A 15,787-nucleotide genomic window follows, 5' to 3' on the forward strand; every position below is an offset into this window, starting at 1 on the left:
CGATTTATCCTCCTGTTGGTTGTGTAGTCGCAAACCGTTTCTTCAGACCGTTTGCAATTTCCGTGATGCAGTCTTCCGCTTGCGGATACTGCCCGAGCTTTTCGATAAAGGCATGATCCATGCCGTTGTATTGAATGCGTTTTGTTTTGACGCCTGACCGCGCGAGTTTCCGCCCATAGGCTTCGCCTTCGAGACGGAGGTAATCGTATTCCGCCGTGATGATCAATGCGTCAGGCAGTCCTGCCAACTTGTCGCTGAAGAGCGGAGAGACATGTGGATCCTGGACGTCCGTCGTCCCTTGCAGGTACAACCGGTTCAACAGTCCATCCGTGTCTTCAAGGGCTGTGACGATTCCTTCAAGGAGTTTCCGGTTTTCATTCATCTCGTATGCGTCAAGACGCCAGTTGAAATCATCCGTCGGCAGAGCCGCGAGATTGACGACCGGATAGAGCAGGATTTGGTACTGGATCATCTCAGTCTGTTGTTCGCGGTCAAGCAGGGCACAGACCGTCGCTAAGTTCCCGCCGGCACTGTCGCCGGCTACAGCCAGTTGTGTACGGCTGATTCCGAGCTCTTCCGCCTGTTCATAAACCCATTTGACGGCCGTAAAACAGTCGTTCAGACCGGCTGGAAATGGATGTTCCGGTGCGAGTCGGTAATCGATCGAAATCACGACGACATTCGCTTGTTCCGCCAACAACCGGCAAGGATGTTCAACCGGTTCAAGCGTTCCGCCGAAAAAGCCGCCGCCGTGGAAATAGACAACCACCGGTAATGGTTCCGTCGACCGGGGACGATAGATTCGTGCCGGAATCGGTTGTTCCGCACTTGGAATTATGATGTCTTCCGTCGTGATGTCTGTCGTTGTCAGGTCGGTGTTGACCCACCCCATCCCGGCCCGCGCTGCTTCGAGTGAAAAAGGACCGGCCGGTGAACTGTCCTGCTGTTGCTGCATCATGACTTCTAAAACGCGCGGATCAAGTACGCCGCTTTCCGGCCGGTCCGGCACCGGTTTGATGACGACTTCGACACCATCCTGCCGTTCGCCGGTCTTTTTTTGCGCTAACCGGTCGACCAATTGCTGATACTTCTGTCCCATGTTTCTTCCTCCTTTTATCGAATTCCTGACGTGCTTATAAGAGATCATTCATTTGTAAAAATAAGTATCGAAACCGCTTTCGTAAATAATTAAAAAATATCGGATATCTCTTTTCGTTAAAAGATACCGCTTACAAAACCAATCATACGCATCTTTATCCGATTAATCAATCATTCTGGATGATTCAAAAAAAGCCACTTGTCTTTCACGTGTTTTCCTTGTCGGAATGACGTGAAACGAGTGGCTTTTTTGACTTAACTTAAAATATTTTCTTCCGAAACGAGTGTAAAGCCGTCAATGACGGTATCTTCCTCGACTTCGATCAGCAGACATTGTTTGCCGTTGTAATTGACCTGCTTGATGTACTTCAAATCCTGCGCACTGACCGAGATGTTCGCGACTTTCGTATTGATCTTAATTGATTTCGCTTCATAGTTCGGGACGATGTTACTCGCCTTCATTTCGTATGTCGTATCATCGATGACTGTTTTGAAGGCCCGTTCGACCTGTTCCGTACTGACGTCTTCGATTCCGCTCGCCTTTAAGACCCGTTCGACTTCTTTGACGTCCAGCATCGGGATGTCTTCCGGCTCGTCTTCCTTTTCGTCCTCAACGACGAGCAGATGATTGACTTCCTCATAGACACCCGCAAGCGTTTTTGAATCGACTGATTCGCCGATGACCAGTTTGACGATTTCTTCAAATACCGCTTTGTCTTCTTCTGCCGTCACGATTTGTTCGCCGTTCAGGACGTTTTCGATGAACAAAACGTCCGGTTTATTCGGCTTGCTTGCCGTATAAAGGACACGGTTGACGTCCGCCGCATTATCCGTGAAGCAGGGGAATAAAAAGCCACCGATTGGTGACGCAAGTTTGATGACCGGGTTGATCAGCAGATTCGACTTGAACTCGAGATCGACGTAGTCGAAGACAAGCGATTGTTTCGGCAGTTCCGTCTGATTGAGACTGCTGAGAATGAACGGAGTCGTATAAACTTCATCGTTTTTGTTGACCTCCGTCTCGTCTTCCTGCCGTTTTGTCGTCTTGTAGTACTGTCCGCGGATGAACGTGACGACAATATCATTGTCGTACTGCACGTCCTGGACCATCTTCAGCGCAATTTGTTGCATCTGTTCCGTCCAGTCTTCCGTCTCTTCCGTGTAGAGTCCTTCGTACAACAGTTGTTGCGTATGTCCGGTCGCGCCTTCTTCTGGCTGCTGGAACTTAACTTCAAACAACTTGATGTCGAGTTTCCCGGTCAGGACTTTCTTGAAGTTCGCTAGGAACAGCTCCTGTTGTTCGAGTTCGAGAAAGGCGAACGGACGGCTTTCTTCATAGAAGATTTCACTCGTTTCCTTGCGGATATATACATTGTAAATTTCGTTGATTTTAAGTAGTTCCGAATCGACCTTAAAATGGCGACGGATATCACTGATGTCTTGTTTGTTCATGATAACGTTTCAGCTCCTTGGCGTTTGAATTCCTCGTGGCTCCTAAAAAAGGAGTGCCTCCTGTCCAAATCGAACAGAGGTACCCCTTTACTATACAAGAGTTGAATTTTTTTATGTTGAAAGTCTCCGCAATTTTAATTTTTCCAAGTAACTTCTTTTTTATATTACTTTAGTCTTATTTTTAAAAAAATATTTTTAATCAAAAGTATTCAACTTTTGTAATGTTTACATTATTTTAACCCTATCCAAAATATTCGGTGGCATACTGAGTGAGTTGAGAGGATTCTCTCATCATACTTACATAAGAGGAGGCAATTCATGTTCCAGAAAATCAAGCTACTCGCCGTATCGTTTGTTTTGTTTCTCACTGCGTTTCAGTTCGATCTCTCACCCGTTTCCGCACTCCCGTCCGGCATCCCGTCAAAAGCGACGGCTCAATCTGAGCTCAACGCACTGACAGTCAAAACCGAAAGTACGATGACCGGTTACTCCCGTGATCTCTTCCCACATTGGAGCAGCCAAGGAAGCGGTTGTGATACGCGTCAAGTCGTCTTGAAACGCGATGCGGATTCTTACGTCGGAAGCTGTCCGGTTACGTCCGGCTCATGGTACAGTTATTATGATGGACTGACATTCACGAACCCGTCCGATCTCGACATCGATCATGTCGTGCCGCTCGCGGAAGCATGGCGTTCGGGTGCAAGCAGCTGGACGACAACGACACGTCAGGCATTCGCAAACGACCTCAACGGTCCGCAATTGATTGCCGTCTCTGCAAGCTCGAACCGTTCAAAAGGTGACCAGGATCCATCGACATGGAAACCAACCCGTGCCGGCGCAAGCTGTGCGTACTCGAAGATGTGGATCAATACGAAAAGTCGTTGGGGCTTAAGTCTCCAATCCTCTGAAAAAACAGCACTGCAAACGATGCTGAACACCTGTACATACTAAGAAGGAGTCGATTCGATGGAAACGAAAACCTCTACTTTTACCGCCACGCATGGTGTGATGACGAATGAAGTCGGCGTCATCAGCGGCGAACTGGAACTGCGGACGACCTGCCAGGAAGATGGCAAACTCGAACTCGCCATCTCATATGTCGGCTCAACCGACGTTTACACGTTACCCGGCAAGGATTATCAGCTGCATGATATCCGCGATCACGAAGTCGTTCACCGGATGCTCGCGACAGTGCTGGAACGGACATAAAAAGTATAAAATAATATAATTCTTTTGATATCTCCCTTTATAAAACGAGCAGTTAAATGAATCTGCTTATCTTTATAAAGGGATTTTTTATTACAACATATTTTAAAAATACTATCTCAGTTCTTAAACACGGAATTCACATACCCATAGTTTAGATAGTGCTATTATTTGGTAATAATATTCAAAGGAGGCGATATAGAAATGGATGATTCAGTTACTAAACTGCTCATGAAAAAAGTAAAAAAGTATAAGAAATGGACAGAGGGAGCGTTTGTTAATCCGGTTTATTGGATGGTAAATGGAACGCCTTATTATATGGCTGGATTTACTAAGAATAATGCTCCTGTGGCAACAGCATATTTGACAATTGGTGATGAAAAGCTCGACGAGGCACTAGAGGCTCAAAGACACTTGTCGATTTTTGCCGACTTAAATCATAATGTACTTGATATCGGCAAAGATTTTTTAAAAATTAATGCAAACTATTTTACACAACCGCTCAGTATACCTGTTGATGACTCTAATTTATCTGTATTGACTGGAAAAGAAGCATTTTCAGAGCTTTGGAAAAATCAACAAAAAATATTTTCATTAGTAACTGAATATAAGCAATATTATGAGACTGATGTATTAATACGTCGGGAAATCTTTATGAAAGACATTATTAAAACACAGGAAGCAGCAAATTTATTGACACTTTATCAATATTTAAATTTAAAAATTTTACTTGATAACAATGATGAAATACATGCCTTCTCTTCTTTTTTAAAGACAACAAAACAATGGAGAAAACTTGATCGACAATCTAAAAAATTCGTTCAAGGTATTAGTGGTAACCCTAGGAAAATGCGTAAGAGTATGGACAATCTGAACCTTATCATAGATGACGATTTTGAAACGATGATCACCTTGAATTACAATAAAATGATAGAAGAAAATAAACCAATAATTGAAGGGCAGCGAAAATACATACGCTATCCTAAATAATCTACAGGTCGTTATACGTTTTTCACTTACTCGTTACTAAATATTAAAAATACGTCGATTGATGTTGCTCCTATTTATCGAATATATTTGATTCATGATGAGAATTATTTATCAAATAATTTATTTAAGGGAGTTCTGTATGAGAGAAGTTTTGATTGGATCAGGTGTAGCGATAAGCAGTGCCGGTATTTTCATGTTGTTGTATGGGAACATCCCACAGGGTTTTATCGGTTTGATTACGGTCACTTTTGGTGTAGTTATAGCAATGTTAACAAAAAAAAAGAAGGTAGATTGACCATTATGTATAAGGAGGCAACGTCATGATTTATGAATTCATTCAAGCATCTGAATCTACTACGATTGGTGGATTTATTGCAACGTGTGCTGACCCGATTTTAGCCCATGTCAATCCAGCGCAACTAAAGACCAAAGATTTGATTGTCTCCATTCACAAAGATCATTCCATTTTTGCGGCGCGCATTCCTCTTGCAGAAAACGAATTGAACTGGATTGAACTCTCACCGGAAAACATCAAGAAACAAACCAGTCTGCTAGCTCCAAATACGTGTTACTTCGGCATCAAGCGGGGCGAATTACACGGAACATATCTAGTTTCGAATGATTTGATCGCAAACAAATATTTTTCAAATGAGCGGGACTACTTAGATGGTATAGTGCTTTCAAAATAAGGAGGTTGCCTATGAATCCGATTTTAACTCAGGTCGGGACCATCTTCATTCCCGTCAGTAACATCGAAAAATCCCGAGATTGGTACTGTGATCTGCTCGGCTTACATCCGACAGTGAGATTTTGTGTGGTCACCTGTACGTCATTCCGATGAATGGTGTAGACATCATGTTAGACAGCAAAATTTTTTCACCAGACAACATTCTCAATACGCCACTTTTTCATTTTAATACAAACAATATCGAACAATCTTATACATATATGAAGAATAAAGGCATCGAATTGACGACAGAAATTGAACACGGTCACTGGTTCAATCTTAAAGATCTCGACGGCAATCATTTGATGATTTGTACCTATTAAGTCCATTTTAGTTAAGAAATAAGAATATAAAAAAGCAGAAGAATACACGTCATTCTTCTGATGGCTTCGTTTCTTTGAAAAGAATGATCGGATCATAAGGTGCATTAGGATCATTTTTCAAATTGATAAAATGTCTTTGATCATTCCGATCCCCAAACTGCTCCGTATAGGGCATTTCCAATGACTGAAACACTTCCTGATTTTTGACCAGACCAATGTAAACTTCGTACCCTTCATCATCTGATGAGAAAAAGCCGCCTTCAGCAGCCGTAGTTTCAACCAGCGCTTCATCGATCAGATCTCTTAATTTCAATAATGCTTGTTTATTGCCAACAATAAAGGATTCTTGATGATTGGTATGCTGAGCATAAATATGTAAATACATCTGGTGTTTCCATGACATGATGCCTTCTCACCTCACCGGTTATTTTTTCAAGCGCACTTTTTATTTAGTATTGATTTTGAATATGACCTAAATTTAATTGATGAAATCCTAAAACAAAAGGTGCTTCATTTTTATTCCTTACTCCCATATCGATGCTGTTTTCCCATCCAATCATTTCTTTCTCTCCATCTAAGTTTTTTAGCTGATATCCAGCTTACGTTCTGTTCGATAGTGCTCGGATCGAAATCAATATCATCTGACCAGTAATAAGTATCGTTCTGTTTTAAAATGATAGCCTCAAAAAGTATCGAGGCGAAATTTTCTGGTGTCGGAAGGATATGAATTCCTGTTACACCTTCAAACCATAATTCAATCGCGGACGGGTTTTTAAACTGGCGCTGAAATAACAGTTTGACGTTTGTATCTAATTCGCTTGGAACAGCCATCGTCAGACCCTCATCAACATACGTTTCGGTCCACATATGCATCTCCTTCAAACAGCCATCATGAAAATAACCAAAGTCCTCAAGTAATTCCCTGATTTCTGATTCCTCTTTTAGTTCAATCCAGTTCATGAGCGACCTCCAGTACAGTGTTTGTTTTGTTTTTAATAGTTTTTTGCTGAGAAAACTACTCCTTTTATTACCTCCGGTAGTTTCGAATTATCTATTTCTTCTCTCCAGAGTTTGTGGAGTCCATTCGAGGCATTCATTGGCAACTCTCCTTTTGAAGCAGACAGATTATATTGAAGTTGCGCAATTTTTCTCGCTCAGGGAATGGTACTAGATGCTTCTTTGAAAGCAAAAATATACTGGAGGACTGATTGTACCACCGAAGGATTTTCTCCAAGGATGAGAAATTTTCTACTAACCTTATTGATTATGAATAAGAGATTCCTCTTGTTGCGTTATTTCTATTCATCGTTTAAAAAAGACGATCATCTAACACATGATCGTCTTGTGTAATTCATTTAATAAAATTCAATTGTTACTTTACTATATCCATTTGTCTTGAGGAAAGACGTTAATAATTTTTGAATTCTTACATCTGCCTCTTCTAAAAATCCTTGCTCGATTTTTTTCTTTTCAATTTTATTTTTTTCTTTGTTGATATCATCAAAAATTTGTTGCGATTGATAATCTGAAAATAGATCACCTTTAACATCCGTTACCTTTGCTGTGTCTGTATCTGCTACGTTATCAAGTATCTTTGAATTCGGTACCTTAACTAATAATTGCTTTGTTGTCTCGTTATAAGACAGCTGTAGCTTAGATAAGTCTGTACCTGCTTTCAAATAACCATCGTATTCAATTAACTTGATTGCTTCAGCTAATTTAAGATCAATCAAAGGTACATTTTTACTGCTTCGACTGATTATTACCTTGCTGTACTCATATTTCAAAGTAGTCCATTCAGATAACTCAACTAATTGTTCTTTTACCAATGCGGTATCAGAACTTTTACTGGTAGAGATTATAGACGGTTTAAAGAACAGAATGCCACATACGACTAATACACCAATCATCAATAAAACTGTAAACATTTTTAGAACCAATTTTTGCATCTTGCAAACTCCTCATTTTTAGATATAGTATTCAGAATTACTACATTATTATCAATACAAATTTATCCAAATATATAATCCTTTCAATTCTGATCTAACGATAATTCGACATTTAAGTCTTTGAAGTTCAGTACTTTAATTCTTACCTTTATTACTTAATTTATTAACAATATAGGTTCCAAAAGCACTAGTAACTAACATTAAAGTGCCAGCAGCAATTTTTTCTACAGTATCTTTCCACTCTTTTCTCGCTTTATCGACCTGTTCTGTTAAAAATCGTAGCTCCCCATAAATCATTCCGATTTCTTCTTCAGTTATATGCTCTTTATCTAATCTTTTAAACAAATGATCTATCGTAGTTTGATGAACAGAAATCACCTTATCATGTACTTTCTGATTCTGATCAGAGAGATTGACGATAAAATTCAATATGTCTTTTCCGAGTTCTGGAGTAGCCATTAACTTCATTCTAAATACTTCATCAAACTCAGCTATTTTTGCTTTCGGTAGTTTGGCTCTTTGAAGAAACATTTCCATTCCTGTAAGAACCTCTTGGTCATTATCCTCCTGCAATTTTGAACTTTCATTAGTATTATTGCGTTTTTCTTTCATTTCAATCACTCCTTTAATAGTTAATTTACTGTTGCATCATAAGCCATGTTTTTCTTGCGATTTATATTGATGGCTATGTAAACATTTCCGTACTTAAAAATAAGGCCACAAACCATATTAAAGATTTGCGACCTGATTTTTACTTATGATACGGCTCATTTCGATTAATCCGATATGCCCGGTAAATCTGCTCACACAGAATCATCTTCATCAATTGATGGGGAAATGTCATCTTCGAGAAGGAAATCGTATCGTTCGCCCGCTGCATGACTTCCGGTGCCAGACCAAGCGATCCGCCGATAACAAACGCGATTTTACTTTTGCCGTACGTCGCCAGTCGATCGAGTTCTGTCGCAAACTGTTCACTCGTCCGTTGCTTTCCTTCAATAGCAAGTGCATAGACATGAACATCAGGTCCGATCTTCGCTAAAATCCGTTCGCCCTCTTTTTTCTTCACTTGCTGCATCTCGGCGTCACTTAATTGTTCCGGTGCTTTTTCATCCGGCACCTCGATTTCTTGAATCGAACAATAGGCGCCAAGCCGTTTCATATATTCGGCAATCCCTTGCTTCAAGTACTTCTCTTTCAGCTTTCCGACCGTGATAATGGTAATTTGCATCATTTTTCTCGCTTTCTGACAGAAAATTCAGGAGTTATCCACAGAGTTATCCACATGTCCACATGTTGATAATTATTTTTTGCTTGACACAAGATATGTCGCGGGTTGGTCACAGTACTCGCACGTGACGTTTTTCTCTGCCGGTACCTCTTCTAAAATCGGGTACTCTTCCGTTTCATCGACTACTTCGTCGAGCGCTAACTCGACGTGTTCTAAACAGACATATTTATCCACAGGTCTTTTCCTCCTTTTAAGTTATCCACATTTATCCGCTACCAGTATAACAAAAATTGACTTCCCCCGGCCGAAAAAAGTTATCCACACCTCTTCTTTGGAATTACTTCCTTGATCTGCTTCCTCCCTTACCACCAATCACTTCATCGTGTCCGCTGCACACGACTCCTACAGGAAAAAGCGCGGCTCGCCCGCGCTGTCAGAGGAAAACGAGAACCGGGCATCGACACCGACAGGCAAGAAGCCCGCGGCTTGTTCCTCGCCTGAGGAAAGCGCGTGACCGCGAATCACGATGAGAACCGGAGACACCATCTTTTCTGTGCACAAAAAAACTACCCGCACGCATACGAGTAGTTGATCTGAATCTGTTATTGTACCGTCGCCGCTTGCGCCGACAGTTTGACATCGAGTGTCTGCTTCTCGCCGCCCCGGTAGAACGTCACTTTGACGTTGTCGCCGACTTTAGCGTCACGATAGAGGACACTTTTCAAATCAGCAAATGATCTGATGTCTTTTCCGTTGATCTCAACGATGACATCATTTTCTTTCATCCCCGCTTTTGCTGCTCCGCTGTTTTTCGTCAAACCGACAACAACAATCCCGCGGTTGACGTCACTCGGCAGTTTCAGACGATCTTCCCGGAACCCGCTTGGGAATTCCTGAACGTCCCGGATCTGAATCCCGAGTTGCGGACGAATCACTTCACCGTTTTGTTCGAGATCACGCATAATCGGCAATGCTTCGTTGATTGGAATCGCAAAACCGACCCCTTCGACGCTTGCTTCGGCAATCTTCATTGAGTTGATTCCGATTAATTGACCGGACGTATTGATGAGCGCGCCGCCCGAGTTACCCGGATTGATCGCGGCATCGGTCTGGATGACTTCGGTGTTGAAGTCCTGCTGTCCGTCCTTGTTCGTATCGACCGGCACCGTCCGCTCCTGGGCACTGATTACACCACGTGTGACCGAGTTCGCAAAAATCCCGAGCGGATTCCCGATTGCAAGAACCGTCTCCCCGGCACGTAACGTATCCGAATCTCCGAGCTTCACGACTTGTGTCACTTTTGATGCATCAATCGATAACACGGCTAAATCATATGTCGGATCTTCCCCGAGCACTTTCGCTTCGAGTGCCGTTCCGTCGGACAACGTAACCGACAGACGGCTCGCACCTTCGACGACGTGATAGTTCGTGACGACATAGGCTTTGTTGCCGTCTTTTTTGTAGATGACACCCGATCCGGCACCGGTCTCCTGATCGGCACCTTGGAACGAACTTTGCAGATTCGTCACGCTGACGACCGCTTCCTTCGTCTGACCGACGGCACTGACGATATCGTTTTCCGATTCCGTCGCGTTTGATGCGGCTTGTTCCGGTGTTGCCGTCGAGACCGGTGCCGGACTCGTCATCTCATCACGGACAAACGGCCAGGCGATCAAGGCAATCAACAGAGCACCGATGATCCCGCCGATCAGGCCGACAAAAAAGGCCTTCCCGCCGCCGCGGCGTTTTGGTGCAGGTGGTTCTTCTTCATATGATTCACGATAGGGACTGACCGGCTCGTCTTCATTTGGTCGCCGCGGCAGAAAGCTGCTTGTCTCATCGGTCGATGCGTAAGGCTGATCTGATTCGTTCCGTGGTTCTTCTGGTCGATCCATCGACACATGCCTCCTTCTAGACTCTCTTTACACAAGTATACCCCCATCACGTGGCGAGTTAGCCAAATGTGGGGGTCTTTTGAGCATATTCAGTAATTTCCCATAATCAAAGCTTCAAAAGCGGTGTCGGAATGACCGGATCCGTGTCGAGCAACTGGATTTTGCTGAGGTCGACGTCGCGGCTCGCGAGCGTCTGCGAGACACTCATCCGGGCGAGTTCCTTCATGTTGTTGTCCTTACTCAGGTGGGCCATGTGGATCCGTTTCGTCCGGTCGTCGAGCACTTCGCTCATCGCGATCGCCGCGTCTTCGTTCGAGACGTGTCCATAATCACCGAGGATCCGCCGTTTAACGCTCCACGGGTAATGCCCCATCTGAAGCATCCCGATATCATGGTTCGCTTCAAAGATATAGGCATCGGCTCCGCGGATAACACCTTTCATCCGGTCCGAGACGTAACCCGTATCCGTGATGTGGGCGAGTCGTTTTCCTTCATGGGCGAACTGGAAGAACATCGGGTCGGCCGCGTCATGGCTGACGTTAAACGATTCGACTTCGATGTCGCCAAACTGTTTGACCTCACCGACTTCCCAGAGGAACTTCAGCGCCGGATCGATTTTGCCGATCTTCGCTTCCATCGCCGCCCACGTCTTTTCGTTCGCATAAAGCGGGATGTTGTACTTCCGCGCCATGATGCCGACGCCTTTGATATGATCCGAATGTTCATGGGTGACGAACAAACCGTCAATCTGATCCGGCGACCGGTGAATCTGGTCGAACAGGGCGAGCATCGCTTTTCCGGTCAGGCCGGCGTCGACGAGCAGGCGGGTCTGTTCACTTTCGATATAGAGGGCATTCCCCGTCGAGCCACTGGCAAGGACGCTGTAGTGTAGGCTCATCGTGCATTCCTCATTTCTCTGAAACGGTATCAAGCCGTTCGATGGTCTGGACTCCGCCGTCGATCGCATTGACGAAATACAGTTCTTCTCCGTTCAGTTCAATCTGCCACGTCGGCGGTAAAATCTGCACCGATTTTGTTCCTTCTGTCACAAGACAGAAATAACCGAGCTTTTGGCTCGTCATTCGTTTCGAAGCAGGGAATAATCCCTGCTCCGACAGTTGAATGACGGACTCACTCGCCGATAATAACGTGACATCCTGTGCCTGACGGACGACTTTGTTTAAGTGACGTTGTTTGTAGCTGACGACTTCCTTCTGCTCGTTCAACTGGAGCACAAGTAACGACGGACCAATCATCGCGTCATCCTCTCGCGACTGTTGCGGTGTCGAGTATAACGGTTGTTCCTTATACGTCTGAACGAACGTCATCTCATTGTGTTTGCTGTCATACTTCCAAAACGTGTAGTCGGTCCCGTATGCAGCCGACGATTGGACAAACGATGTTGCCGAATCCCGCATTGCTTTCGCTTCGAGCGGGAACGGCTTCGTCAGACGAACCGACCACTCGATTTGATTTTTGACGGATGTGACGGCATCTTGGATCGAAGAGCCTGGTTTAGGAGCCAATGAACTCGTATCGACTTCCGCCGTCAAATAACCAATTTCTTTCGAGACGGTCTGCAGTTTCTTTTCATCAATTTTTCGTTCTTTCAAAACAGTTTTCCCGTCCGCATTCGTCGTGACGATTCGGGGATCAATCATTCGGTCCATCAACTGAACGGCAAGATAGGCGTTCAGGATCAGGAACGTCAAAATCAGTAACGTTTTTGCTTTACTCCAATCCATGAAACATTATCCCTCTTTTCCGATAGCTTGATCAACCGTGGTCCATTTTCCGTTTCGTTTGACGAACCAATTTGGCTTAAACAAGGCATAACGACTCGTTTCAATTTCGTACGTCATTTCATATCCCATCCGAATACCGGAAATCTCATCCAACATGTCGGCGGATTGAAGCTGTTTTTCAATCTGATCGATGGATGGCAATGTCGTTTCCCGGAGCAACAGCTTCCGATCCGCCCGAATCATACTGCGGCTGAGCGAACGGATTTGATTTTCTTCGAACGTTACTTTGATGGTCGCGAGATCAAAGTCCGGTTGTTCAAGTAACGGTCCTGTTTCACCAAAAATCGGGTATCGGTTCAAATACAATCGGAACGTCGCCGCCTGTTCCTCTTCCGCTTTCGACATCTGATCAAAGTAATAGCGGAAACCGCTGCGTTGTGTCACAGGATCGAGCCATCCGCCATGGATGTTGATGTAACTGACGATTGTACTGTAATCGACGGACGAGGTTTGGGTGTTCGGAGACAATGTATTAAAACGGAACGCATTATAATCCCGGTCGTAGGTCGAAACACTGACACCGTCCGTCAAAACGTCCAGGTCATCCCGGCTCTTGATTTGTTGGACGTTCGAGTTTTCCGTAAAGAACGCGCTCTCGATCCGGCTGAGCGGCTTCGGATCCTGTGAAACATCATCGTAGACGAATACTTCTTCCAGTTTCGTCGCGCCGCTTGGGACATACGTGTAGTCACCGCCCTTGAGCTCGACTTTCGTCATCGGTTTTTTCTTATCATAGGCGAATAGACGTTTTAAGACCGTCTCATCCCCGATTAATTTAAAATCCTTAAATCGTCCCGTCGTCGACTCCAGTCGAAGGATCGGTCCTTCATAATCGAGCAGATAGAGCCGTTTGATCGGCTCTGACATCGCAATTTGTTTTTCCCCGAGCAACTCCTCGAGCATCTTTGAACTGATCGGCGTCGGGAAAATCATCTCGACACTCCGTTTGCTGACCGGAATATCTGACGCCTTATCGGTCAAAACCAGGACACCGACATCAAACGAGGCGCCAATCCGGTTCAGAATCGTCCGACCGATGATTTGGGTCTGATAGGCACTTTCACCGTTCGAATAGATGACCAACTCCGGATTAATCAGCTGATTTCCTTCGACCGTCTTTGAGGTATCGATTTCATTAAACGATACCTGTTCCTGTTCAATCGACTCGCTGCTCGGATGATACGTCCATAACATGGCGGTTTGCACGATTGAGGCACTGACCAGAAGAATCAAAGCGATGGATTTCAGTCGCTGTTTCGTCATCCGATATCCACCTCTTCGATCACCTCGTATGGAAGCGTAAAGTAAATCGTTGTCCCGCGTCCCCATTCGCTTTCTGCCCAAATGTCACCACCGTGTGCCGAAACGACGTCTTTGGCAATCGAAAGACCGAGTCCGGTTCCACCAATCTTCCGTGCCCGTGCTTTATCGACCCGGTAGAAGCGTTCAAAGATTTTCTGCAGGTTCGCTTTTGGAATCCCGACTCCTTCGTCTTTGATGCTGATGACGATCCGTTTCGCCCGTAACATCGTCCGGACGGTGATCGTACCGCCTTCCGGTGAATACTTGATCGCGTTCGTTAAGATATTATCCGCGACCTGAATCAACTTATCCTGGTCCCCGCGGATGTAGACTTTCCGTTTCATGATCTTGCGGCGGAACTGAATCCGTTCCGGTTTCGTCATATCGTGGCGATCGAGAATATCATTTAAGAATTGAATATAATCAAACCGGACTTTGTTCATCTTGTATTCCTTGCTGTCCATTTTCGACAGTTGCAACAGATCGGTCACGAGGCGGATCATCCGCTCCGTTTCGTTTTGTGTCGTCTCCAGGAACCGTGGCGCCAGTTCTTCATCCTGGTACGCACCTTCCGCTAAGGCTTCGAGATAACTCCGCATCGTCGTCAGCGGTGTCCGGAGTTCATGACTGACGTTCGCGACGAACTCACGGCGGTCCTGCTCGACTTGTTCCTGCTCCGTGACGTCATGCAGGACGATAATCATACCGGTAATCGGTCCACTGTGTTTTTTGACCGGTGAGAAGAAGGCCCGGACAAGGAACAGTTCGTCCTCGCTGCTAAAATCAAGCAAACGGGGCGGCATCGTGCCGTCTTCCGGAATCATAAAGTCGTCTCCGAGCGCGAGTAGATCCTTTAAATTCGTCCCGACGATACCGGATTCATCGACACCGACGATATCCTTCGCCTGGTCGTTCATCAGGATGACACGTAGCGTCCGGTCCGTCGCAATCACACCATCCGTCATATTTTCAAGGACACTCGTCAATTTCCGCCTTTCGGCTTCCGTCGTCGCATTCGCTTCGAGTAATTCATCCGTCAGTTCATTAAAGGAACGTGCCAACTGACCAATTTCGTCATCGGAATAGACTTTAACCTTCCGCGAGAAGTTCCCGCGCCGCATCTCGATTGCCTGGCGCCGCATATCCGAAATAGGCCGTGTAATCGTCCTTGATAACAGGACACCGAGAATCGAGGTGATGACAAGTGCAATCACTGTCCCCGTTGCTAAGATGCGTGTGACTTGCTGCATCTGAGAATAAATCGACTCCATCGAAGCCCGGACGTAAATCATCCCGGTCGTTGCACCTGTCCGTTCCGAGGTAACGGGGACTGCAAAGATCCGAATCTTGTCTTCCGTCGTCGGATCGAGGACGGTATCGACACGGGAGGAACTCGTAGCTTGTGCTTTTTTAATCAGTGAATTCGTCGCCCGTTGTCCGACCGCTGACTGATTGTCCTCGTCGGACGTCGCTTGAATGATCGAGTCCTGATCAATGATTTGTACTTCGAGAATATCGTTCCTTGACGTCGAGCCACTACTAAACTCAGACAGCAGTTGTCCAAGAGATTCAGACAACTGCCGTTTGGAGGCCTCATCATCGCCTGTCTTATCGAATTCCTTCCCGACATTGTACGCAACAAGTCCGGCCCGGTCTTCAACAGATTTTGAGAAGTTCGTAATGTACTGTTTTTCAAGAGAACGAACGAAGTAAACCCCAATGACTTGCATCGCGACTAAGATCAACAACGCATAAATGACGACAAGTTTCCACTGGATCGATTTGAAGAAGTTCGTTCCTTTTAACATC

General features: G+C 45.0%; 17 protein-coding genes and 1 pseudogene. 5 read left to right on the top strand and 13 right to left on the bottom strand.

Going from position 1 to position 15,787, the window contains the following annotated elements:
* Positions 1-4 precede the first annotated feature (4 nt).
* Positions 5-1,099, bottom strand: coding sequence for an alpha/beta hydrolase (locus HNY42_RS01095; protein ID WP_131973569.1), 1,095 nt, complete (start codon positions 1,097-1,099; stop codon positions 5-7).
* A gap of 254 nt (positions 1,100-1,353) precedes the next feature.
* Entirely contained in the window at positions 1,354-2,550 is a 1,197-nt protein-coding gene (locus HNY42_RS01100; RefSeq protein ID WP_188004953.1) for a DUF4317 domain-containing protein, read from the bottom strand.
* 318 nt (positions 2,551-2,868) lie between these two features.
* Between HNY42_RS01100 and HNY42_RS01105 the strand changes: the two genes are divergently transcribed.
* The 5 genes and pseudogenes from HNY42_RS01105 (at position 2,869) to HNY42_RS01125 (ending at position 5,796) form a co-directional block, all read left to right on the top strand.
* A complete protein-coding gene (locus HNY42_RS01105; protein WP_026831610.1) occupies positions 2,869-3,501 on the top strand; it encodes an HNH endonuclease family protein in 633 nt (210 codons plus the stop codon).
* Between the two features lie 15 nt (positions 3,502-3,516).
* Complete coding sequence (locus tag HNY42_RS01110) at positions 3,517-3,759, top strand: hypothetical protein (RefSeq protein WP_188004954.1); 243 nt, start codon at positions 3,517-3,519, stop codon at positions 3,757-3,759.
* 201 nt (positions 3,760-3,960) lie between these two features.
* Positions 3,961-4,746 carry a hypothetical protein gene (locus HNY42_RS01115; RefSeq protein WP_188004955.1) on the top strand — a complete coding sequence of 262 codons (786 nt, stop codon included), beginning with the start codon at positions 3,961-3,963 and terminating at the stop codon, positions 4,744-4,746.
* A gap of 320 nt (positions 4,747-5,066) precedes the next feature.
* Positions 5,067-5,435, top strand: a complete 369-nt coding sequence (locus HNY42_RS01120) for a hypothetical protein (RefSeq protein ID WP_188004956.1) — start codon at positions 5,067-5,069, stop codon at positions 5,433-5,435.
* An 11-nt stretch (positions 5,436-5,446) separates the two neighbouring features.
* Positions 5,447-5,796: pseudogene (locus HNY42_RS01125) on the top strand (VOC family protein).
* 49 nt (positions 5,797-5,845) lie between these two features.
* Here the strand turns inward: HNY42_RS01125 and HNY42_RS01130 are convergent.
* The 11 genes from HNY42_RS01130 to walK all read right to left on the bottom strand — a co-directional run bounded on the left by HNY42_RS01130 (position 5,846) and on the right by walK (position 15,786).
* Positions 5,846-6,199, bottom strand: coding sequence for a hypothetical protein (locus HNY42_RS01130; protein ID WP_188004957.1), 354 nt, complete (start codon positions 6,197-6,199; stop codon positions 5,846-5,848).
* Positions 6,200-6,312: 113 nt separating this feature from the next.
* Positions 6,313-6,756, bottom strand: a complete 444-nt coding sequence (locus tag HNY42_RS01135) for a hypothetical protein (protein WP_188004958.1) — start codon at positions 6,754-6,756, stop codon at positions 6,313-6,315.
* Positions 6,757-7,151: 395 nt separating this feature from the next.
* Positions 7,152-7,745 (bottom strand): DUF4230 domain-containing protein, encoded by a 594-nt coding sequence (locus HNY42_RS01140; RefSeq protein WP_188004959.1) that lies wholly within the window; start codon positions 7,743-7,745, stop codon positions 7,152-7,154.
* A gap of 135 nt (positions 7,746-7,880) precedes the next feature.
* Positions 7,881-8,357, bottom strand: a complete 477-nt coding sequence (locus HNY42_RS01145; protein WP_188004960.1) for a hypothetical protein — start codon at positions 8,355-8,357, stop codon at positions 7,881-7,883.
* Positions 8,358-8,496: 139 nt separating this feature from the next.
* Positions 8,497-8,976 (bottom strand): 23S rRNA (pseudouridine(1915)-N(3))-methyltransferase RlmH, encoded by a 480-nt coding sequence (rlmH, locus tag HNY42_RS01150; protein ID WP_131503628.1) that lies wholly within the window; start codon positions 8,974-8,976, stop codon positions 8,497-8,499.
* A 72-nt stretch (positions 8,977-9,048) separates the two neighbouring features.
* Positions 9,049-9,210, bottom strand: coding sequence for a CxxH/CxxC protein (locus HNY42_RS01155; RefSeq protein WP_012371885.1), 162 nt, complete (start codon positions 9,208-9,210; stop codon positions 9,049-9,051).
* Between the two features lie 368 nt (positions 9,211-9,578).
* Positions 9,579-10,871 (bottom strand): trypsin-like peptidase domain-containing protein, encoded by a 1,293-nt coding sequence (locus HNY42_RS01160; protein WP_188004961.1) that lies wholly within the window; start codon positions 10,869-10,871, stop codon positions 9,579-9,581.
* Positions 10,872-10,977: 106 nt separating this feature from the next.
* Complete coding sequence (locus tag HNY42_RS01165) at positions 10,978-11,769, bottom strand: MBL fold metallo-hydrolase (RefSeq protein WP_026831603.1); 792 nt, start codon at positions 11,767-11,769, stop codon at positions 10,978-10,980.
* Between the two features lie 10 nt (positions 11,770-11,779).
* Positions 11,780-12,616, bottom strand: coding sequence for a two-component system regulatory protein YycI (locus HNY42_RS01170; RefSeq protein ID WP_114596766.1), 837 nt, complete (start codon positions 12,614-12,616; stop codon positions 11,780-11,782).
* Between the two features lie 6 nt (positions 12,617-12,622).
* A complete protein-coding gene (locus HNY42_RS01175; protein WP_131503618.1) occupies positions 12,623-13,939 on the bottom strand; it encodes a YycH family regulatory protein in 1,317 nt (438 codons plus the stop codon).
* Positions 13,936-15,786 (bottom strand): cell wall metabolism sensor histidine kinase WalK, encoded by a 1,851-nt coding sequence (gene walK, locus HNY42_RS01180; RefSeq protein ID WP_114596768.1) that lies wholly within the window; start codon positions 15,784-15,786, stop codon positions 13,936-13,938. Before walK ends, HNY42_RS01175 begins: the two co-directional genes overlap by 4 nt.
* Position 15,787: the final 1 nt, after the last annotated feature.

The organism is Exiguobacterium sp. Helios, from assembly GCF_014524545.1.
Lineage (GTDB): Bacteria > Bacillota > Bacilli > Exiguobacteriales > Exiguobacteriaceae > Exiguobacterium_A.